This is a genomic window from Granulicella sp. L60 (genome assembly GCF_009765825.1).
Classification (GTDB): Bacteria; Acidobacteriota; Terriglobia; order Terriglobales; family Acidobacteriaceae; genus Edaphobacter.
On sequence record NZ_LMUR01000003.1, the window covers coordinates 64,406 to 86,312 of the forward strand.

General features: G+C 59.7%; 16 protein-coding genes. 10 read left to right on the plus strand and 6 right to left on the minus strand.

Annotated elements, in window-relative coordinates; genetic code table 11:
• Positions 1 to 6: 6 nt before the first annotated feature.
• Entirely contained in the window at positions 7 to 1,323 is a 1,317-nt protein-coding gene (locus GSQ82_RS00990; protein ID WP_254061332.1) for a sugar MFS transporter, read from the minus strand.
• Between the two features lie 298 nt (positions 1,324 to 1,621).
• Here GSQ82_RS00990 and GSQ82_RS00995 point away from each other — a divergent pair, with 298 nt between their 5' ends.
• Positions 1,622 to 2,659: a hypothetical protein gene (locus GSQ82_RS00995; protein WP_158790164.1), complete on the plus strand. Its 1,038-nt coding sequence runs from the start codon at positions 1,622 to 1,624 to the stop codon at positions 2,657 to 2,659.
• Between the two features lie 8 nt (positions 2,660 to 2,667).
• On the opposite strand, the gene rph is transcribed toward GSQ82_RS00995, so the two are convergent.
• Complete coding sequence (rph, locus tag GSQ82_RS01000) at positions 2,668 to 3,420, minus strand: ribonuclease PH (RefSeq protein ID WP_158790165.1); 753 nt, start codon at positions 3,418 to 3,420, stop codon at positions 2,668 to 2,670.
• A gap of 544 nt (positions 3,421 to 3,964) precedes the next feature.
• On the opposite strand from rph, the gene GSQ82_RS01005 reads away from it, so the two are divergent.
• The 8 genes from GSQ82_RS01005 to GSQ82_RS01040 all read left to right on the plus strand — a co-directional run bounded on the left by GSQ82_RS01005 (position 3,965) and on the right by GSQ82_RS01040 (position 12,184).
• On the plus strand, positions 3,965 to 4,948 hold the full coding sequence (locus GSQ82_RS01005) for a HAMP domain-containing sensor histidine kinase (RefSeq protein ID WP_158790166.1): 984 nt from the start codon (positions 3,965 to 3,967) through the stop codon (positions 4,946 to 4,948).
• Between the two features lie 53 nt (positions 4,949 to 5,001).
• Complete coding sequence (locus tag GSQ82_RS01010; protein ID WP_174243017.1) at positions 5,002 to 6,576, plus strand: sigma-54 dependent transcriptional regulator; 1,575 nt, start codon at positions 5,002 to 5,004, stop codon at positions 6,574 to 6,576.
• A gap of 41 nt (positions 6,577 to 6,617) precedes the next feature.
• The gene (locus tag GSQ82_RS01015) at positions 6,618 to 6,878 is read left to right on the plus strand and encodes a ubiquitin carboxyl-terminal hydrolase 14 (RefSeq protein ID WP_158790167.1); all 261 of its coding nucleotides are present in this window, start codon (positions 6,618 to 6,620) and stop codon (positions 6,876 to 6,878) included.
• Positions 6,879 to 7,156: 278 nt separating this feature from the next.
• Positions 7,157 to 7,411, plus strand: a complete 255-nt coding sequence (locus GSQ82_RS01020; RefSeq protein ID WP_158790168.1) for a CDGSH iron-sulfur domain-containing protein — start codon at positions 7,157 to 7,159, stop codon at positions 7,409 to 7,411.
• Between the two features lie 235 nt (positions 7,412 to 7,646).
• Positions 7,647 to 9,506 carry a CocE/NonD family hydrolase gene (locus tag GSQ82_RS01025; RefSeq protein ID WP_254061365.1) on the plus strand — a complete coding sequence of 620 codons (1,860 nt, stop codon included), beginning with the start codon at positions 7,647 to 7,649 and terminating at the stop codon, positions 9,504 to 9,506.
• Between the two features lie 14 nt (positions 9,507 to 9,520).
• Complete coding sequence (locus GSQ82_RS01030; RefSeq protein ID WP_254061333.1) at positions 9,521 to 10,084, plus strand: NUDIX hydrolase; 564 nt, start codon at positions 9,521 to 9,523, stop codon at positions 10,082 to 10,084.
• 148 nt (positions 10,085 to 10,232) lie between these two features.
• Positions 10,233 to 10,388, plus strand: coding sequence for a hypothetical protein (locus tag GSQ82_RS01035; protein ID WP_216846979.1), 156 nt, complete (start codon positions 10,233 to 10,235; stop codon positions 10,386 to 10,388).
• A gap of 275 nt (positions 10,389 to 10,663) precedes the next feature.
• On the plus strand, positions 10,664 to 12,184 hold the full coding sequence (locus GSQ82_RS01040) for a hypothetical protein (RefSeq protein WP_254061366.1): 1,521 nt from the start codon (positions 10,664 to 10,666) through the stop codon (positions 12,182 to 12,184).
• A gap of 123 nt (positions 12,185 to 12,307) precedes the next feature.
• Here GSQ82_RS01040 and GSQ82_RS01045 read toward each other — a convergent pair whose 3' ends face one another.
• Positions 12,308 to 13,654, minus strand: coding sequence for an MFS transporter (locus GSQ82_RS01045; protein ID WP_158790170.1), 1,347 nt, complete (start codon positions 13,652 to 13,654; stop codon positions 12,308 to 12,310).
• A gap of 268 nt (positions 13,655 to 13,922) precedes the next feature.
• On the opposite strand from GSQ82_RS01045, the gene GSQ82_RS01050 reads away from it, so the two are divergent.
• Positions 13,923 to 16,607 carry a glycoside hydrolase family 3 protein gene (locus GSQ82_RS01050; RefSeq protein ID WP_158790171.1) on the plus strand — a complete coding sequence of 895 codons (2,685 nt, stop codon included), beginning with the start codon at positions 13,923 to 13,925 and terminating at the stop codon, positions 16,605 to 16,607.
• Positions 16,608 to 17,398: 791 nt separating this feature from the next.
• Here GSQ82_RS01050 and GSQ82_RS01055 read toward each other — a convergent pair.
• The 3 genes from GSQ82_RS01055 to GSQ82_RS01065 all read right to left on the minus strand — a co-directional run bounded on the left by GSQ82_RS01055 (position 17,399) and on the right by GSQ82_RS01065 (position 21,891).
• Entirely contained in the window at positions 17,399 to 19,852 is a 2,454-nt protein-coding gene (locus tag GSQ82_RS01055; RefSeq protein WP_158790172.1) for an ABC transporter permease, read from the minus strand.
• Positions 19,853 to 20,217: 365 nt separating this feature from the next.
• Positions 20,218 to 21,462, minus strand: a complete 1,245-nt coding sequence (locus tag GSQ82_RS01060; protein ID WP_158790173.1) for a VWA domain-containing protein — start codon at positions 21,460 to 21,462, stop codon at positions 20,218 to 20,220.
• 9 nt (positions 21,463 to 21,471) lie between these two features.
• Complete coding sequence (locus GSQ82_RS01065) at positions 21,472 to 21,891, minus strand: hypothetical protein (RefSeq protein ID WP_158790174.1); 420 nt, start codon at positions 21,889 to 21,891, stop codon at positions 21,472 to 21,474.
• Positions 21,892 to 21,907: the final 16 nt, after the last annotated feature.

Consider the following 21,907-nt stretch of genomic DNA (forward strand, 5'->3'; position numbering starts at 1 on the left):
AGATCTTTATGTAGCGCGTGCGGGGTCCAGGTCGATGTCCTTGCGGCGGGAGGAGACGATGCCGAAGATCGCGATATAGACGTAGCAGATGGCGGGCAGGATGAAGGCGTGCTGGACGCCTACGCGGTCGGCGAGGAAGCCTTCTGCCAGGGGAATGAGCGCTCCGCCGACGATGGCGGCGACCATGAGGCTGGAGCCTTTGCTGGTGAGTTCTCCCAGACCAGCGAGGCCGAGCGAGAAGATGCTGGGGAACATGATGGAGTTGAAGAAGCCGACCAGAAGGACGCTGACCATGGCGATGTGGCCGGTGCTCATCATGGTGAGGGCGACGAGGGCGCAGGCGATGAAGGCGGCAGCGGCGAGGGCCTTGCCAGTGCTGACGAAGCGGAGGACGTACGAGCCGATGAAACGTCCGATCATGGCTCCGCCCCAGTAGAAGGCGACGAAGTGGGCGGCGGTTTGTTCGGGGTAGCTCATGATCTGGGGAAGGCCTAGGTAGTTGATGAGGAAGCTGCCGATGGAGACCTCGGCTCCGACGTAGACGAAGATGCCGAGCGCGCCCATGAGGAGGTAGGGGTTGGACCAGATGCTTCCTTTGGCGCTGCTTTTGAGTTCGCCGGGGCGGAAGTCGCGGGTGAAGTCGGTGGTGGGAAGTTTGATGAGGCCGATGCCGGTGGCGAGGGCGAGGAGCAGGAGAGCGATGACGAGGTAGGGAAGGCGGACGGTGGAGGCCTGCTGGGCGCGGTAGTCCTGCAGCATGGCGCCGGAGAGGGACTTGACGTTGTCGGGTACGGCAGCGGCTGCGCCGAGGATGAGGGCTCCGCCGATGAAGGGGGCGACGGTGGTGCCGAGTGAGTTGAAGGCCTGGGCGAGGTTGAGTCGGCTTGCGGAGGTGGCCTGGGGACCGAGGTTGGTGACGTAGGGGTTTGCCGAGACCTGGAGTCCGGTGATGCCGGCGGCGAGGATGACGAGTGCGGAGAGGAAGAGCGGGAAGGAGGCCAGGGTGGCGGCGGGAAGGAAGAGGAGCGCTCCTGTGGCCATGACGACGAGGCCGATGACCATAGTCTGCTTGTAGCCGCGCCACTCGACGAGTTTGGCGGAGGGCAGGGCGAAGATGAAGTAGGAAGAGAAGAAGGCGAACTGTACGAGGAGAGCCTTGCCGTAGGAGAGGTCGAAGATTCCTTTGAGGTGCGGGATGAGGATGTCGTTGAGACAGGTGAGGAAACCCCACATGAAGAAGAGCACGGTGGCGATGCTCATGGCACGGACGTCGGTGGACTGCGGATCGCGGGTGAGGGTGTTCTGTGGGGCTGCTGTAATCAAATCGCACCTGCCTTGGCCGTGGAATGTTCCGGCTGGAAGATTCTACAGGGAAACGGGATGGAGTTCGGCATGGTCATTGGATGGATGGCGGCTGCGCGAGTTTTTGATGAGATGGAATTGGACAGGTTGGCGCGAGAGGGACTGCAACCCTGAATGATGACGGGCCATCCTACGAAGACTGGCGTAAGCTGCCGTGGATTGCGAATTATCCCTTGCCGAAAGCCTTGTGGCATGCGGTTCTTGACGAGGTAAGGGCTGGATGCTTCAAAAGAAAAAAATCATATTAGCGGCTGTATATTTGCTCGCGACGATTCAGTTTGTGTGGTGCTATCTGTGGCTGACGCGGCCGTATGTGAATACGGCTCTGTATGAGCAGGGACGGGAACGGATGCCGTTCCAGGGGCGCAGCCTGATGATGGTGCCGATGCGGTGGGCGCATGAGAGTGCGGCGCTGCATTGGATGACGGGACCGTTTGCGGGTTCGCGTTTCTGGTTTCCGAAGCCGGTGGCTCCGGAGGTGATGGTGCAGGCGGTGATCGATGTGGCGTGCCTGCTGCTGACGGGATATTTCGTGACGAAGATCTACCAGGCGAGCTCGCGGCAGAGGCTGCTGACGCCGATGGTGTATCCGCTGCTGCTTGTGGTCTGCGGGGCGACGTATGTGATGCATACGGTACAGAACTTTCGGTTTATCTACGACCTTCCGAGTCTGATGTTTTTTGCTGCGGCGATGTACCTGATGTACTTCCGGTGGGACTGGATCTACTTTGCCGGGTTGTTTGTGCTGGCGACGATGAATCGCGAGACGACGCTTCTGCTACTTCCTCTGTATATGTTGAATGGGGCGGTAGAGCGGGGAAGGCTGCGCTGGCAGCTTTTGTTTCGGATGCGGACGATGGCGATGGTGGTTCCGCTGACGGTGGTGTGGATTGGCTGGCAGGTGGCGATGCGCCATGTGTTTGCGCAGAACGTGTCTGAGTTCTATCCGCGCATCGATTGGAACGTGAAGTCGATGCTGGCGCCACAGGCGTGGCCGCAGTTGTTGAGCGCATGCGGGTATCTGCTGCTGTTTGTGGTGGTGGCGCGGAGGCAGATATGCGATGTGCGGCTGCGGGCGTGGATGTGGCTGGTGCCGGTGTGGTTCGTGTTTATGTTCGTGTACGGGATCTTGATCGAGACGCGGGTGTTTGGGGAGCTGATCCCGTTTGTGGTGTGCGCGACGACGTTGATCGTGGAAGAGATGCTAGCGGCGCGGATGCGGAAGTCGGTTCGGGAGCCGGGACTCGAGATCGCTGGTTCGCTCGAGTCCCCGCTGAAGGTGCGTGAGGCGGCTTGAACGGCGTGCTATTGGGCTGAGCTTAGGACGGCTTGCTGGGCGGCGAGTAGCTCACGGATACCCTTTTCGGCGTAGTCGAGCATCTGGCTTAGCTGGGTGCGGGTGTAGGAGTCGTGTTCGGCGGTAGCCTGGGTCTCGACGAGTCCGCCTGAGGCGAGCATGACGACGTTCATGTCGACTGCGGCGCGGGAGTCTTCTTCGTAACAGAGGTCGAGGAGGACGCTGCCGTCGACGATGCCGACGGAGGTGGCGGCGACCATCTGCTTAAGGGGTGAGGTCTTGAGGGTGCCGGCTTTGACGAGCTTTCCGAGGGCCAGGGCGAGGGCGACGCAGGCTCCGGTGATGGCTGCGGTGCGTGTGCCTCCGTCGGCCTGGAGGACGTCGCAGTCGAGGATGATGGTGCGTTCGCCGAGGAGCTTCATGTCCACCACACTGCGGAGGGAGCGGCCGATGAGGCGCTGGATCTCGTGGGTGCGGCCGCCGACCTTGCCGCGTTCGCTCTCGCGTGCGGTGCGGGTGAGGGTGGCGCGGGGGAGCATGCCGTACTCGGCGGTGACCCAGCCGCGGCCGGAGTTGCGGAGCCAGCCAGGAACGCCCTGCTCGATGGTGGCGTTGCAGAGGACGCGGGTGTTGCCGGACTCGATGAGGACGGAGCCCTCGGGCATGGTGATGTAGTGGGGGGTCATGCGGACGGTGCGGAGGGCGTCTGCTGTGCGGTGGCCGGGACGGAAGAGCTGCGGGGTAGGGCTGGTTACGAACATGGGTCGATTATAGTTGTGAGATTTTTCTCATAAAGACGGTGGCGGCGGGGAGCGTCCGATGAACGAGCTGCCACTCTTTGCATGTGCCGATGGTGGAGGAAGTATCACGAGGGTGAGGCCCGACTCTGGCGAAAACGAAAAATCCAAGTCTGGAGGGTTGGCGTACATAGTATCGAGGTCACAGATTTGTCAGACGCCAGCCTGAGGAGCTGCCGGATAGAGGGTGCGATTTGGAGAAGGTGTCGTATTGTTACGGCTGAATCGATTGGTGCTGGGACTATGGCTGCGGGGCTGTTCCAAAATGGGATTAGTTCCACATTGGGACAGTGTTTAGAAAGAGGCATTTGCAGAGATTTTGGAGATTTGCCCTTGGCAGAGGTTCTATATTGGGAATGTCCCAATTACGGATGTAATCAGGGAGGCAGGGTACCTACGGTTGATGAGCAATCACTTAGCGGAGGCGTTCCAGTTTGGCACTTGAAGTGATTACAAAAGTGCACCTGCGATAAGAAAAAGCTCAGCGGGAGAATGGTGGACGAACGTCATGCAGGCAAAGCAGAGCAGTACTGCCTCAGGATCAGGGCTTGAATTTGGGATCGACTCGGGCAAGTTCGCGGCGCTTCGACATGTGACGCGCGAGATGGGCCAGATGGGTTTGAACGACGCTGGTGCGACTGGCGCGCGCAGGATGGTGGATGTGGCTGCGCGAGAGTGCGTGGCGTCTCCTGTAGATGGGGTGGCGGAGGGTGCGGGGCTGGCCCATGATGCGGGCAACCTGCTGGGGGCGCTGAGTCTTTATTCGGACCTGCTGGCGATGCCCGGTGTGCTGCATGAACAACATAGAGAGTATGCGGCGGAGCTGCGGATGCTGAGCGACCGAAGCTGGGCGATGATCAACCGGCTGGTGAACCACGCGCGTGCGGGACAGACTTTGAAGACTGCGGCGGATACGTCGATGCTGCCGGACGTGATCGACCGCTGCAGGGGCCTGTTGAGCAGAGTCGCGGGACGGACGGTGGAGGTCTCGTATGGGGTGGGCGCGTTCCAGCCGGTGTGTGTGCCGGTGGAGTCGGTGGAGCGAATTCTTACGAACCTGGTGAAGAATGCGGCGGAGGCGACGCCGTGGGTGGGGGCGATCTCGATCCATGTGGAGGGCATAGCGGAAGAGAGCGAGATGGGGCAGGGCGCAGAACATGGCGAGCCGCGGCGACGGGTGGTGATGACGGTGCGCGACCGGGGATGCGGGATGGACTCGGCTGCGGTGCGCCGGCTGATGCAGGCGGGAGGGATCTCGAGTGCGAGCGGACGCGGGCTGGGCTTTCGCGTGGTGCGTGAGCTGGCGGCGATCTCGGGCGGATGTCTGCGGGTTGAGAGCCAGCCGGAGGTGGGAACGAGCATCTCGGTGGAATGGTATGCGATAAGACTGTCGGAACTGTCGGAGATGGAGATGAGTCGAGAGGAAGCAGGCGTGAGAGAGGCTGGCGTGAAGACGATATTGCAGGGAGACGCGGGGTGGATCGCGTGCTAAGGACTACGGATGCTGGCTGGACGAAGGCAGGGGATACACGGGGAGCGGGAGGTATGCGATTGGCTGCGAACGATATCAGGCACGATGGGCGTGAGGGTACGGAGAGAGTGCGGACGGCGACGCCTTCGGGTGTGCTTGTCGGGCTCTCTCCGGTGAGCGCGGCTGCGCTGGTGGGCGGGAGGACTCGAAGCGGAACTGCGGAGCGCTTTGAGCTGCTGCATTTGCTGGTGGTCGAGGATGACGAGGCGGTGCGTAAGGCGTGCTGCCAAGTGGCCTCGAATATGGGCTTCGTGGTGATGGGCGCTGATAGTGTCCCGTCTGCGCGGGAGACTTTGAAGCAGCATCGGATCGATCTGCTGCTGCTGGATCTGAAGCTTCCGGGTGGGGGCGGGCTTCCGCTGCTGGAGGAGGTGAAGACGCTGCATCCTGATACGGCGGTGGTGGTGATGACGGCGTTTGCCACGGTATCGTCGGCGGTGGAGGCGATGCGGATTGGGGCGGGCGACTATCTGACCAAGCCGTTTGCGCTGGAGGAGTTGACAACGGTGCTGGAGCGTACCGGCCAGAGGCTACATATGGATGTGCAGAGCAGGCAGCTGCGCGAGCGGTTGAGGACGCAGCAGGGGATGGGCGGTCTGGTGGGACGCTCGCCCGAGATGGAGAAGCTGTATCGGATTCTTTCGAAGGTGTCTTATTCGACGCATCCGGTCTTGATCCTGGGCGAGAGTGGAACGGGGAAGGAGTTGGTGGCGCGGTCGATCCACTTCAATGGACCGCATGCGGAGAAGCCGTTTGCGCCGGTGGACTGCGGCGCGCTGGTGCCGACGCTGATCGAGAGTGAACTGTTTGGACATGTGAAGGGCGCCTTTACCGGGGCGGATCGCGCGAAGGAGGGGCTGCTGGCCTCGGCTGAGGGCGGGACGGTGTTTCTCGACGAGGTTGGAGAGCTGCCGCTGGATCTGCAGGCGAAGCTGCTGCGGGCGCTGCAGGAGAAGGAGGTTCGTCCGGTGGGTGCGACGGTGGCGAGGCCGATTTCGGCCAGGGTGCTGGCGGCGACGAACCGTGATCTGTCGGGGATGGTTGAGCAGGGACGGTTTCGCAAGGATCTTTACTTCAGGCTGAATGTGGTGAACCTGAGGATTCCGCCGTTGCGTAACCGGCGTGAGGATATCGCTCCGCTGGCGATGCACTTTCTGGCGGAGATGCAGAAGGAGGGCGGCGTGGTGCGGAGCTTCTCCGATATGACGCTGAAGGTGATGGCGGAGTACGACTGGCCGGGCAATGTGCGGGAGCTGGAGAACGCGATTGAGCGGGCCTGTGCGCTGTCGTCGGGACCGGTGCTGCATATGGGCGATCTGCCGACCCAGTTGCAGAACTTTCGTCTGCAGCAGGGAGCTGCTGGGCGGAGTGACGAGGAGGACGGTGCGGAAGGTGGGCAGATCGGGTCCAAGCTCGGCAAGCCTGGTGAGATTGTGTCGATTGCGGAGATGGAGAAGCACGCGATTCTAGGGACGATCCGGCAGTTGAAGGGCGATAAGCTGATGGCTGCGAAGCTGTTGGGGATCGGCAAGACGACGCTGTACCGAAAGCTGAAGGAGTATGGGATTACGGAGGGGCTCGGCGACTGAGCGGCCACGAGATAGAATCGTGGCGAAGGCAGGTGCGAGGAATGGAATGTACTCATCTGGATCAGATTCGTAAGGTCAAGCCGTCGGCGAAGGGCTGCGAGGATTGTTTGAAGATTGGTGGGCGCTGGGTGCATCTGCGGATGTGCCTGGAGTGCGGGCATGTGGGATGCTGCGACTCGTCGCCGAATAAACATGCCACGAAACACTTTCATGTGACGAAGCATCCGATAATGCGGTCGATTGAGCCAGGCGAGAGCTGGGGCTGGTGCTACGTGGATGAGATGGAAGTGGATGTGGTTTAGGAGCTGTCCTGCCGGACGGGCCGCCTGCTCGGCGGGAGGTCACTTCGTGACTTTTGTACCGGTCTTGGTGGGGCGAGATGCGCGGGGCCTCGCGTTGCTCGGCGGAAGATGATTCCGACCAGCGGGAGGAGTTTTGCTGATGATAGTTGCGTGAAAGATATACGCGTCACGAAGTGACCTCCCGCTGAGCAGGCGGCCCGTCCGGCAGGACGTTGTCGCGTTTGCTATTCTGGCTTTATCTAAGATGTCTTGCCGCGTGCAAAGACCAAGGGAGTTTTATGTCTGATGAAGTGTTGAAGGTAGAGCCGACGGTGAAGATTACGGTCCGTCCGAATGGGCCGTTTCGTGTTGAAGGGCCGATCTCTCTGGTGGATGTGAATGGGCAGGAGTGGGATTTGACGGGGAAGCCTGCGATCTCGCTGTGCCGCTGCGGCATGTCGACGAAGCGTCCGTTTTGTGACGGGACGCACGGCAAAGAGGGATGGAAGTGCGATGCGAGTCCCGTTCCGACGGAGCCGGTCGCGCAGGGATAAGCTGGCGTAGAAGAGCTGCATGAGCGAGGTCCTGTTCGTTGCGGAAGAATCGCCGTAGATATTTTGCGGAGGAGTCTTCCGGGAGGGCAGGATCGAGTTCGGCTCAACGGCCGGAGTGAAGGTTGCTCTCGGTGTTGCGTGAAGATGCTTTTGTTGCTGGGCTCGGGCTGTATTTCTTTCAGTGATCCTGATCTTCGATAGTTCAAATTCGATTGCGTATTGAGGTGTGAGCTCTATGAAAGTTCGCGGCTGCCGCAGCATTGTCGTTGGCCTGTGTTTATTGACTTCCTCTGTTGCGTTATTGAAAGCGGAGATCGGGCCGCAGAGTTCTTCCCCTGCCGAGTCGAAGGAATATACGCGTATCGAGGCGATGGTGCCGATGCGTGATGGAGTGAAGCTGCATGTGGTGATGCTGCGGCCAGCGGGGTCGGAGAGTGGGGGCGAGCCGTTGCCGTTTCTGATGCAGCGGACGCCGTATGGGACGGATGGCGCTTCGTCGAAGGGCGTGAATATGGGCAAGCCAGAGCTCGCGGCGAGCGGGTACATCTTTGTCTTCGCCGATATTCGCGGACGGTACGAGTCCGAGGGACAGTTTGTGATGAACCGCCCGATTGTTGCTCACACGACGAAGAACGACGTGGACGAGACGACGGATACGCGGGATACGATCGACTGGTTGCTGAAGAATGTGCCGAACAACAGCGGCAAAGTTGGAGTGTTGGGGATCTCGTATCCGGGATTTCTGGCGATGTCGGCGGGGATCGATGCGCATCCGGCTGTGAAGGCGATCTCGCCGCAGGCTCCGATGACGAATGTATGGCTGGGCGATGATTTTTTTCATAACGGCGCATTTCGCGAGACGTATGGGTTTGACTATGTGCAACAGCTAGAGGCACAAAAGACGGATGCGCGTGTGGAGAGCAAGGAAGACACGTACGATTTCTTCTTGCGGAACGTGAACTTTGCCGGGGCTGCGGCGGCGGCGAAGATGCAGGATCTGCCGACGGCGAAGGTGTTTTTGACACAGCCTGCGTATACGAAGTTCTGGCAGAACATGGCGGTCGAGAAGCACCTTACGAAAGTAGAGGTGCCGACGCTGGAGGTAGGCGGATGGTGGGACCAGGAAGATATGTGGGGAACGCAGGCGGAGTATGCCGCGTTGGAGCCGCACGATAAAGATCATGATGTATTTCTCGTGCTGGGGCCGTGGAATCATGGCCAGTGGGGCCGGCCGACGCATAGCCTGGGAGAGGTGGACTTTGGATCGGATACGGGGACGCTATATCGAAAGACGATTGAGGCGCCGTTCTTTGAAAAGTATTTGAAGGGGCGTGAGGGCTTCGATCTGAAGGATACGGCGAGCTTCCGTACGGGCGTTGACCAGTGGGAGCGATATGATGCGTGGCCACCAAAGGCTGGGTTTCATTCGGAGAAGCTTTATCTGACGAAGGATGAAGGATTGAGTTTCAAAACGCCTGTGGATGGCGGCGTTGCGTCGACGTATGTGGCGGATCCGGCGAATCCGATTCCTTATCGCAATCGGCCGATCCAGGCGACGTATGGGACGGGGTCGAAGTGGCGGACGTGGCTGGTAGAGGATCAACGGTTTGTGAGCGGAAGGAAAGATCTCGCTAACTTTTCTACGCCTGTGCTGGATAAAGATGTGACCGTGACTGGCGATGTGATGGCGGACCTGTTCGCGGCTACGACGGGAAGCGATGCGGACTGGGTGGTGAAGCTGATCGATGTGTATCCGGATGATGCGCCTGCGCCGATGGCTGGCTATCAGTTGATGATTGTGGATGAGATCTTTCGCGGGCGGTATGTGAAGAGCTTCGAGAAGCCGGAGGCGCTGACGCCGGGGAAGGTGACGGAGTTCAAGTGGAGTTTGCATGGAGCGGACCATACTTTCCTGAAGGGACACAGGATCATGGTTGAGGTGCAGTCGAGCTGGTTTCCGCTGTATGACAGGAATCCGCAGACGTTTGTGCCGAATATCATGACGGCTCCGGCGGACTCGTATAAGGCGGCGACGCAGACGGTCTATGGATCGGCGAAGTATCCGTCGCATCTGGAGATCTCGGTCTCGGAGTAGGAGATGTTGTCGCGATGGGTGGAGGGGTTGTGACGATCAAGACGATCAGTACCAGGGAGGTCTATCGCAATCCCTGGACCAGCGTGCGTGAGGATGTGATTGAGCGGGCGAATGGGCAGCGCGGGATCTATGGGGTAATCGATAAGGATCCGGCCTGCATTGTTATTCCTCTGGAGAGTGGGCCGGATGGGGAGTTTGTTTATTTGATCGAGCAGTTTCGGTACGCGGTGGGTGGCCGGTACTGGGAGTTACCACAGGGTGGATGGGAGCTGGCAGAGGTGGTGCCGGAGGAGCTTGCGCGCGGTGAGTTGCGGGAGGAGACGGGTTTGTCGGCAGAGAAGATGACGCACCTCTCGACGCTGCAGATTGCGTATGGGGTGATGAACCAGAAGCACCACGTGTTTCTTGCTGAAGGGCTGACCATGGGTGAGGCGACTCCGGATGCGGAGGAGAGCGATCTGGTGGTGAGGAGGGTGAGTGTGGATGAGTTCGAAGAGATGATCGTGGATGGGACAATCGTGGACAACTGTTCGGTGGCGGCGTGGGGGCTGTATCGAATTTGGCGGGAGCGGCGCTAGGAGATTTGACTTGAGCTGCACGAGATTTGATGTCTTTGCCTGGTTGGTCTGCATCCAACTTTTTATGTCGAATCGATCTTTTGTTGTGCGGGCTTCTCTTCTCTCGGCTTTCTTCGTCGTCTAGTTTGGAGTGGGGGCGTCCTGGATTTTGGCGCAGCAGACTACGGATCGTGGGACGATCGCGGTGGGGAAGCGTGCGGATCTGCTGGTGCTGGATGGTGATCCTCTTGAAGATATTCGGAGTACGCAGAAGATCTTCGCGGTGTATCACGATGGGCGCAGCGTTGGAGATTTGCCGCGTTGATTCGAAGTTTTTCCAAGTTGGTGGGCTATAGAAGCGTCTGACGGTGGATGGTCAGAGACAGCGTTACGGAGTATTCAGGAGTGGCCACTACGCGGGTTGCAGTTGGCTGCCCGATCAGAATCGAACCAAATTTGGTTTTTCGGCATCCAAAAAATTGGTGAAAGATTGTGATCGAGTCAGAACAGTCAGAACATAGAGAGTCAGACGCGCAGAGCCGCAAAGGATCCAGGCGGCGTGGAGTGTGGGGATGGATTTTTGTATCTCTCTTGCTGGCAGTGATTGTTCTTGCGGCGGTTGGTGAGATCCTGGTGCATCGGGCGGGACCGATTCTGAAGGGTCGCGTGATTGAGACGCTGAGTGCGCGCTTCGACAGCCGGGTGGAGTTGGATGGTCTGCAGGTGTCGGTGATCAAGGGGCTTGAGGTTTCGGGAGATGGGCTGCGAATCTTTGCTCCTGATGATGTGGTTGCAGCCGGAGCGACGCAGCCGCTGATCTCGCTTGGACGGTTTACCTTCCATGCGAATCTGCTGGGATTGTTTGTGAAGCCGATGCATGTGGGTACGGTGCATGTGTCGAATATGACGATTCAGATTCCTCCTCGGGAGGTGCGGCGGCAAGGAGCGCCACACCAGAGGAGGACGGGGAAGATGAAGATCGTGGTCGATAGGATCGTGTTCGACGATTCGAGGCTGATCATTGGAACGATCAAGCCGGATAAGGATCCGAAGAACTTTGAGCTGAGCCATATCGTGATGCGCAACGTGGGGCCGAATCATCCGTGGGAGTATGACGCAACGTTGGTGAATGCGATTCCGAAGGGAGACATTCGTGCGCAGGGGACGTTCGGGCCTTGGAATAACGAGAGTCCGGGCGACTCGACAGTCACAGGAAAGTACACGTTCGATCATGCGGATTTGAACACGATTAAAGGGATTGGCGGGATGCTGTCTTCGGTGGGTGAGTTTACGGGACAGCTTAACAAGATTGATGTGAATGGGACGACGGAGACACCGAACTTTTCGCTTGATACGGCGAATCATCCGATGTCGTTGAAGACGAAGTTTCATGCGATTGTGGATGGCACGAGTGGAGATACGTATCTGCAACCGGTGAGTGCGCGGCTGGGTGGATCGGACTTTACCTGCAGTGGAGCGGTGATCAATATCAAGGGGAAGGGACATCGGATCGATCTGGACGTGAATGTTCCGAATGGGCAGATACAGGACTTTCTACAGCTTGCGGTGAAGACGGTTCCGGCGGTGATGACGGGACGGTTGCAGATGAAGACGAAGCTGGAGATCCGTCCGGGGAAAGAGAGTGTGTCGCAGAAGATTGGGCTGAAGGGAGGATTCAGGCTGCAGCAGATTCACTTTACGAATCCCGAGGTGGAGGACAAGGTGGACATGCTGAGTATGCGGGCGGAGGGCCACCCGAAGGATGCGAAGCCGGGAGCGCTGGATGTGCACTCGGAGATGGTGGGACAGTTTGTGATGGCGCGCGGGCGGTTGGATTTCAGCAAGCTGGACTACTCATTGCCGGGCGCGGACGTGACGCTGGCGGGTGAGTACACGCTGGATGGGGAGCGGTTCGAGTTTGCGGGCAAGGTGCGGACGAAGGCCGCGGTATCGCAGATGGTGGCTTCGCGATGGAAGTCGATCCTGCTGAAGCCGGTGGATCCTTTCTTCAAGAAGAACGGTGCCGGGGCGGAGATTCCAGTGAAGGTGAGTGGAACGAAGACAGCGCCGAAGTTTGGGCTGGATCTTCATCATAAGGCGGAGAAGAATCTTCCGAAGTAGGTTTTTGTTACAGATTGTCCTGCCGGACGGGCCCACTGCTCGTGGGGAGGTCACTTCGTGACTTTTATACCGGTCGGGGTGATGCTGTTTCCTGGGTCCTCCCGTTGGTCGGGCGATGGGTTGCTAGGTGCTGGTGCCGGCTTGGTCTTCGATGGTTGGGCCGGCTGGGTTCGGCATGATGCCCATCTCGATGTAGATTGGGCGCATGTCGGCGCGCATGGATTTCAGCTGGGTGGCGTACCAGGCGGCTCCTGCGAGGCAGAAGGTTCCGGTGATCATGACGGCGTGCGGTGCGCCGAAGTGATGGGCTAGGGTTCCGGCGAGGAGGCTGCCGAAGGGGGCCATGCCGACGAAGGCCATGGTGTAGTAGCTCATAACGCGGCCGCGTTTGTCTTCGGAGACGAGCGTCTGGATGATGGTGTTGCTGGCCGAGAGTCCTTGCATCATGCCGAAGCCCACAATGAGCATAAGGAAGAGCGACAGGGCGAGGTGGCGCGAGAGACCGAAGAGGATGAGTCCGCTGCCGAACATGATGGCTGCGATTTGGATCATGCTAGTAAGGCCGCGGACGGACTTGCGCAGGGCGAGCGAGAGGGCGGAGACGAGCGCGCCTACACCGGAGGCTCCCATGAGGTAGCCGAGGGTGTGAGGGCCACCGTGGAGGATCTGCGAGGCGAAGATGGGCATGAGAACCATGAAGGGCATTCCCATAAGGCTGAGGAGCGCGAAGAGGCTGAGGATGGTGCGGATGGGACGGAAGGTGGAGACGTAGGCCCAGCCTTCTTTGAGCTGCTCGAGCATGGAGGTGGTGGCGCGGCGGATGGTGGAGGGTGGGACGCGCATCATGAGCAGCGAGATGACGACGGCGATGTAGCTGAAGCCGTCGATGGCAAAGCAGTAGCCCTCTCCCACAGCGGCGATGACGAGACCGGCGATGGCGGGGCCGATGAGGCGGGCGGTGTTGACCATCGAGGAGTTGAGGGCGATGGCGTTCGAGAGGTCCTGCTTGTCCGGTTTGCCGGTGTCGCTGGCGACCATCTGGACGAGGAAGGACTGGCGACCAGGCATGTCGAAGGCATTGATGATTCCCTGGAAGGCGCTGAGGAGGATGATCTCGTGGATGGTGATGACTTTGGCGAGAGTGAGGCCGGCCATGGCGAGGGACTGGACGCCGGCGAGGACCTGAGTCCAGACGAGGAGGTTGCGGCGGTTGATGCGGTCGACGAGGACGCCGGCGAAGGGTGCGAGGAGGAAGGTCGGGATCTGTCCGGCGAAGCTGACGGCGCCGAGCAGGAGGGCGGAGCCGGTGAGCCTGTAGACGAGCCAGCTGGTGGCGATGCGGGTCATCCACGTGCCGATGAGCGAGATGCTCTGGCCGGTGAAGAAGAGGCGGAAGTTGCGATGTCGGAGAGCGCGCCAGGCGTGGGCGTAGCGACTGGTGCTGGCCGGAATGTTGGCGGTCTGGTTCATGCAAGGGCCTTGTTGCAGGTTTTCAGTCATCCTGGATACTGGACATCTGGCGTCGATACTCTCGACAAGCAGTGTTCAGCAAATGGTTGATCGTTCATCGAGGCTTGGTTCTGCTGTTCTTCCTGAGGAGAGCTATCCCACTGTTTAGACTAAACGATTCCTGGATGTCGACTGCTGAAGTCGTCATGCTGAAAATGCGCTGGATCTTGCACCAGCCCATATAATGGGGCCGCTGCGAATCCGATGCCTATCAGGAGCTGACTCTGTAATGCTGCGCATTCCTACTCGAATCCTTTTCCCCGCCTTCTTCGCTGTCTTTTTGCTCCTGCCGATGCATCTGCGTGGCCAGCAGCAAAAGTCTGATGTCCTTCCCTATATGAATCCCTCGCTTCCCACCGATCAGCGGGTCGATGATTTGATAGGCCGCATGACTCTGGAGGAAAAAGTCTCGCAGATGCGCGATCACGCTCCTGCCATTCCGCGTCTTGATGTTCCGAAGTACGATTGGTGGAACGAAGGTCTGCATGGGGTGGCCTTCGCGGGGAACGCGACCAACTTTCCCCAGGTGATCGGAATGGCCGCCACGTGGGATACGAATCTGGTTCACCACATGGGGCAGACGATCTCGACCGAAGCGCGCGCCAAATACAACGAGGCCATGCGGGAGAACGACCACGAGATGTTCTTCGGGCTTACCTTTTGGGCGCCGAACGTCAATATCTTTCGCGATCCACGATGGGGGCGCGGCCAGGAGACCTATGGAGAAGATCCCTTTCTCACCAGCCGGATGGGCGTGGCTTTCGTTACCGGTATGCAGGGCGACGATTCGAAGTACTTTCGAGTGATCTCTACTCCTAAGCACTTCGCAGTGCATAGCGGGCCGGAGTCGCTGCGGCATCAGTTCAACGTCGATGTGACTCCGCACGATCTGGAGGATACGTATCTGCCGGCCTTCCGTGCCGCAGTGACAGAGGCGCGTGCGCAATCTGTGATGTGTGCCTACAACTCTATCGATGGAGCTCCTGCCTGCGCGAACACGATGCTGCTGCGCGATCATCTGCGCGATGACTGGCACTTCGATGGGTATGTCGTCAGCGACTGCGCGGCCGTTGCGGATATCAATACAGGCCATCGTTACTCTGCTGACATGGCGCACGCCGCAGCGGCTGCGGTAAAGGCGGGAACCGATCTCGAGTGCGGCTTTGCGGCAGGACAGGCGTTTCCGGCTTTGGTCGAGGCGGTGCAGCAGAACCTGATCACTCAGGCGGAGCTCGATACTGCGCTGCGACGCCTGTTCCGTGCACGGTTTCGTCTGGGGATGTTCGATCCGCCGGCGAGCTTTGCGTATGGTCGCATTCCGTTTAGCGAAGACAACTCGGTCGAGCACCGCAAACTCTCGCTGCAAGCTGCGCGGGAGTCGATTGTTCTGCTTAAGAATGAGAACAACATGCTTCCGCTGAAGTCCGGGATTGGAAGGATCGCTGTTGTGGGTCCGACAGCGGAGTATGTGCAGGCGCTTCAGGGAAATTACAACGGTCCACCTCCGTCGCCGGTGTATCCGCTTGCAGGTATCGAGAAGCGATTCTCCGGAGCGCGAGTCACCTATGCTCAGGGATCGACGCTCGTTGACGGGTTCGCGATGCCGATTGAGCATACTGCACTTCATCCGGCGAACGGCAAGGGCGATGGGCTTACGGGCGAGTACTTCAGCTCCAAGGATCTGACTGGTAAGCCTGTGCTCACACGTCTCGACCGGAACATCAACTTCAACTGGGACAAGGTTGTGCCTGTGAGCGGTCTGCAGCGCGACGACTACTCTGTGCGCTGGACCGGAGTGGTTGTGCCGCCGGCTTCCGGGAACTACAAGCTGGGCGTACGCGTGAACTACTGCTATGCGTGCGAGAACGCTGAGGGTCTCAAGCTCTACGTTGACGGCAAGCTGCTGCTCGAAAACGGGCAGGGAAAGACCGGTGAGCGGGGCGGCATCGTGCAGAGCTCGGTTCACTTCAACGACACTGCGCCGCATCCGATCCGGATTGAGTACTTCCATCACAGCGGAAGCGCTGGGATCGATCTGACCTGGGAGGCTCCGGCGAGTGCTCTGCGCGATCAGGCTGTCGAGGCAGCGAAGCAGTCTGATGTGACCGTGGCTTTCGTTGGGCTCTCTCCTTCGCTTGAGGGCGAGGAGATGCCTGTGAAGCTCGATGGCTTCAGCGGCGGCGATCGCACGTCGATCAATCTACCTGCTGTGCAGGAGGATCTGTTGAAGGCGCTGAGCGCGACGGGCAAGCCGCTGGTTGTGGTTTTGCAGAACGGCAGTGCGTTGGCAGTGAACTGGGCGCAGGAGCATGCGAACGGGATTCTGGAGGCGTGGTATCCCGGCGAGGAGGGCGGCACAGCTATCGCCGAGACGCTGGCTGGAGACAACAATCCTGCAGGACGGCTTCCTCTGACGTTCTATGCGTCGCTCGATCAGGTGCCGGCGTTTGAGAGCTATTCCATGCAAGGGCGCACGTATCGCTACTTCCCCGGCAAGCCTCTTTATGGCTTCGGGTTCGGCTTGAGTTACACCAGCTTTTCGTACAGCGGAATCAAGGTGCCGAGCGCGAAGGTGACGGCAGGGCAGCCGGTTCTGGTGGAGGGCGAGGTGAAGAATACGGGTAAGGTTGCGGGCGATGAGGTGGTTGAACTCTACCTGACGCAGCCGAGGGGATTCGAGACCCCGCTTCGCGTGCTGGCGGCATTCACGCGGGTACACCTTGCGCCGGGACAGTCGACGCATGTTGGTCTTACGATCGATCCGCGAACTTTGGGGCAGGTCGATGCTAAAGGGAATCGGGTGATCCTGCCGGGGGACTATGTTGTCTCGCTGGGTGGCACACAGCCTGGAGGGCCAGGTGCTGTGCAGGATGCGAGGTTCGTTGTGAGCGGTACGTCAGAGCTTCCGAAGTAGCTGTCTTTGGTGTGGGTACCCCTCCCCTGGGGGTACCTATAGCTAAGTTGTTTATTTGTAGTGAGATGTGAAAAATGGTGACTGTAAATATTTGCAAACAAATGGGTTGCGGGTAAATATTTCATAACAAACGGGATGGGATGTTTTGTTGCTCCCCTCGAATGCCATGTGTCTGTGTGTTTGATTATTTTTCCACTATCTCAAGGATAAAGGATTGGGGATAACTACTACGCAACGTGATTCTGCTGGATTGGCGCGGGGTTTCGCTAGTTTGGGGCTTGACAGGTTTTGGGTGGAAGGGCGGTTGGCGGGTGGTGGACCGGCATGGCTGTTTCGCAGTTGGTGTGGAGCAAAAATAAAGACAACAATACAGGGGTTTTTGGCTACGCTCAGCGTGACGACAGTTTGTGCCATGCTACGAGTTTTTTGGCGGCAGGTAGGAAGGCATGTCTCAGGGGCTGAAGCCCCCATTTTTTGCGAGACTTAAACCGAAGGCTAAAGCCTTGGGCTATCTCAAAAGCAAAAGCACTAGACCTCCAGCGGCTGAAACCGCTCCCCAAAGTTGGGCTGTCCGGTTGGATGAAAGAACAGGCAAAGGCAACCGCAGATCCCTACGGGATGACAAACAAAAAGACAGGCAACGGCAAAGGCAACAGCAAGAACAACCGCAGGTCCCTGCGGGGATGACAAACGAAAGGCAAAACGAAAAGGCAAATCAAAAAGATTAATCAAAGGGCAAAACAAAAGGAAGGCAAAGGAGGGTTTTGGCGAGGATTGCGGCGATCCTGGTATCACTCCGTCTTCAGGGCTTTGATTGGATCGACGGAGGCTGCGCGCCAGGCGGGTAGGAGGGCGGCGAGGAGGGCGACGGCGAGGATGGCCGCGATGCTGGTGGCGATGGCGATGGGGTCGGCTGTTCTGGTCTCGTAGAGGAGGGTGCGGACCCAGCGGGTGACCACGAGGGCGAGGGCGAGTCCGACGAAGATTCCGGCTACGACCGGTACTGCTGCCTGGCGCGTGACCAGACGCATGAGGGTGGCTTTGCCGGAGCCGAGGGCGATGCGAATGCCGAACTCCTGCTCCCGCAGCGAGACTGAGTAGGCGAGTACACCGTAGATGCCCAGCAGGGCGAGCAGGAGCGCGGCGAGGCCGAAGCCGGCGAGAAGCATGGTCTGGAAGCGTTCGGTCGCAACCGAGTCGTTGACCTGATCGTCGAGCGATTTGAGGACAGGGAGTGCGACCTGCGGATCGATCTTCCAGATCTCGCGGCGGATGGAGTCGGCGAGCGCGGAGGTGGGCGCAGGGCTGCGGACGAGGAAGTAGGCGCGCCACCAGGGGTTCTGCCAGTAGGGCAGATAGATCATGTTCGCGGTCTTCTTGAGGTCGTTGATGCGTGCGTCGGCGACGACACCGACGACGGTGAACGTCTCTACGTCGCCGGTGGTGAAGGTCTTGCCGAGTGGGTCTTCATCGGGCCATATGGCGCGAGCGGTCTGTTGCGAGATGAGGGCGTTGGTGGTGTGATCGCGATCGGAGGCCTGAAGGTTTCGGCCGGCGACGAGGGGGATCTTGAGGGTGTCGATGTAGCTGGGGCTGACCCAGCGCACGTTGGCGCTTGGTTCCTGATTCTTGGGGAGGGGATGGTCGGGCCTGAGGATGCCGTCGATCCAGGTCTCGCCGGCGAGCGGCATCTCGCTGGTCATGGCGACGGAGGTGACGCCGGGAAGCTGGCCGAGGCTGGCGAGGGCGCGGTCGATGAAGGCGGCTCGTACGGTGTCGGAGTGGGGGAGCTTGTCGCCGTACTGCGGGGCGTAGAGGTCTACCTGGGCGAGGGTAGTGTGGCGGGAGTCGAAGGCGCGCTGCTGGGTGAGGAGGTGGGAGAAGCTGCGCATGAGCAGGCCGGTGACGATGAGCAGGACGACGGTGCAGGCGACCTCTCCAGCGACGAGCAGGTTGCGGGTGTGGAGGCCTTGCCGGGAGTTGGCGGCGCGGTTGGAGTTGGCCTGCATGGCGGATTGGGGATCGACACGCATGGAACGCAGGGCAGGGAGTGCTCCGGAGAGCATGGCGGTAAGGATGGACAGGCCAGCGGCGACCAATAGGATGGGCAGGCTTACGTGGGTCTCGTTGAGGCGGGGAAGGCTGGATGGAGCTGCGGCGACGATGAGCCGCACGCCGGTGAAGGAGAGCAGGATGCCGAGTGCTCCTCCGATGACGGCGAGGACGAGGCTGTCCATCCATGCGGCGCGTACGAGCCGCTTACGGCTTGCACCGAGCGCGGCTCGAACGGCGATCTCCCGTTCGCGTGCGACGGAGCGTGCCAGTTGAAGATTTGCGAGGTTGACGCAGCCGATGAGAAGCACCGCGCCTACCGCGGCGAGCAGGAGCCAGAGGGCTGTGCTGATGCGGCCTGCGACCTCCTGCTTGAGCGATTCGACGACGATCCATGGATGTATAGAGAGGTGGGCGTTGCGCGCGAAGGCCTGTTGCAGACCGCCGAGTTCGCTCTCTACCTGAGCGAGCGAGACGTCCGGCTTGAGACGGGCGATGACGATGAAGTCGTATCCGCCGGTATCGTTCATGAAGCTTGGTGAAGGCACGAGGGGTTGAAAGATCTCGTAGGAAGGAGCGTCGCGCTGGGAGACGGCGGTGGGCAGCTCGTTCATGTGGGGAAAGCTGAATGTCTTGGGCAGGACGCCGACGACGGTCTGCGGAGTTCCACCGACTGCGAGGGTGCGGCCGATGACGTTGGGGTCGCCGGCGAAGTATCGCTGCCAGGCGCTCCAGGTGATGATGGCTACGTTATCGTGTCCTTCGGTTGCTTCGTCGGGGAGAAAGCTGCGGCCGAGGATGGGGGTGACGCCGAGGACGGAGAAGAAGTCGGGCGATATGTTGAGGCCGCCTATGATCTCGGGGTGGTCGGTGCCGGAGGAGACGCTGAAGGTTCTGTTGTTGAAGATGGCGGAGTCGGCGAGGGTGTTGGCGTTGGATCTCCAGTTGAGGTAGTGCTTGTAGTTGTCGGGGAAGGGCGCGTAGTTGTGTTCGCGGGTTGTCTCGCGCAGGACGACGAGGCGATTTGATTCGGGGAAGTCGAAGGGTTTGAGCAGGACGGAGTTTACGACGCTGAAGACGGCGGTGACGGAGGCGATTCCGAGGGCGAGCGTAAGGATGGCGGTGAGCGCGAAGCCAGGTGACTTGCGCAGGGTGCGGATGCTGAAGCGTAGATCCTGAAGCAGCGCCTGCATGGGTGTTCCTCTCTCTTGCATAGACGATGGGCGCTAGGGAGAGAGCACTTTTTTAGCCAAAGTTTCTAGGGGGAAGTGTTTTGGTTTCAGGTGGTTGGGTTTGCGGGTGGGCAGGAGGCTGTCCGGAATTGAGAATGCGTGTTCGTGCGTGGACAGTTTTTTATTGATGCAGCGCTTTCATTATGCGTAGCTGTGCGGTCGAGAATAAGTCGCTTTCTTTATTTGTAGAGCTAGGCGGTTCGAGAAATATAGGGGTTCTTCGCTTCGCTCAGAATGACGACAATTTTCTAATCTCGACAGCAATGAAGACCTCTAGTGAACGGTTTTCATTGATGCTTAGCGATGGGTGGAAGGTCCGCTCGATTCTAATGAACGGTTTTCATGCGGCGGGACATGAAGTCCATGAGGAGATAGTTGCCGAGGTTTTCAGGGGTGGTGAAGTAGGCTTTGCCGCGGCACATGGCAGAGACTTGTTGCACGAACTGGACGAGGGAGAAGTCGCTGGCGAGCATGAAGGTGTTGATCATGATGTTGGCGCGCTTGCAGCGGCTGACCTCTTCGAGGGTCTCGGAGATGACGAGGGGATCGAGGCCGAAGGCGTTCTTGTAGATGCGGCCGTCGGGGAGGGTGAGGGCAGAGGGCTTGCCGTCGGTGATCATGACGATCTGCTTCATGTCTTTATTCTGGCGGGCGAGGATGCGCTGGGCCATGCGGAGGCCTTCGCGGGTGTTGGTGTAGTGCGGGCCGACTTTGACGCGGGAGAGCTGGGAGACGGGGATCTCTTCGGCGGTGTCGTGGAAGAGGACGAGGTTGAGGGTGTCGCCGGGGAACTGGGTGCGGATGAGGTGGGCGAGGGCCATGGCGACGCGCTTGGCGGGGGTGAAGCGGTCTTCGCCGTAGAGGATCATGGAGTGGGAGCAGTCGAGCAGGACGACGGTGGCGCAGGAGGATTGGTAGTCGGACTGGTGGACGTGGATGTCGGAGTGGAAGATGTTGAGGGGGGCGTGCTCTTCGCCTTCGATGGCGGTGGCGAGGCCTTCGCGGGCGAAGACGGAGGAGAGGGTGGCGGTGATGTCGAGGTTGAGGGTGTCGCCGAACTCGTAGAGCTTGGAGGAGCCGTTGGTCTCGACACCGGCGGCTTCGTGGCGGGTGTCGTGGCGGCCGAGGTTGGATTTTCCGAGGGGGCCGAGGAGCTCGCGGAGGGCCTTGTAGCCGAGGAAGTCCATGCCCTTGTCGGTGACCTCGAAGCGAGCTTCGCCGTTGCCGTCGCCTTGTTCGCCCTGGCCTTGCTCGGGCTGCTCGGCGTTGATGAAGTTTTGCTCCTGCATCTTCTCGATGATTTGGTCGATGAGTTCTTCGACCTGGTCTTCGGAGAGGGCTTCGTATTTTTCCTGGGCTTCTTCGTCGAAGAGATCGCCGGACTCGAGGGCTTGCTTGATGGCTTCGCGGAGGTTCTCCATGGTCTGGTCGCCGTCGAACTCCTGGAAGCGGGACATGGGGTCGTTGAAGCCGGAGTCGAGGAGGAAGTCGGACAGGGCCTGCATGAGGTCTTCAAGGCCGAAGGAGGAGGCGAGGTCGCCGGTGAATTTGGTATAGCGGATGCGCTTCATGGATTGGACCTAGTGGACCCAGTGGGTGTTGACCACGGTGAGGTTCGGGCAGCCGGCTTTGTTTGCGAGCTGCTTGTCGGTGGGGGTGGCTGCGTGTGAGCTTTCCTTTATTTTGGACTGGAAAGCTTTGATGTTGTCGTAGCGGAAGACCTGGCAGCCGCGCATGAAGTCGACGATCTCGCCGGTGGTGCGGTCGATGGAGTACATGCGGACGAGGTGAGCTTTTTTGTAGACGCCGATGGAGTCGAAGCCGTCGTCGGTGTCGGGCTTCATGGGATCGAGGGTGTAGTCGGGGTTGCCGAGGGGCCAGCCTTCGTCGTGGGCGAGGATGGTGGCGATGTCGGTGAGCTGCTGGGCGGGGATGTGGGGGCGCGGCTTCGCCGCTGTTGTGGTGAGAGCGAGAAGCGCGAGGGTGGAGGCTAGGAGCATGAGATTCTTTCCGGAG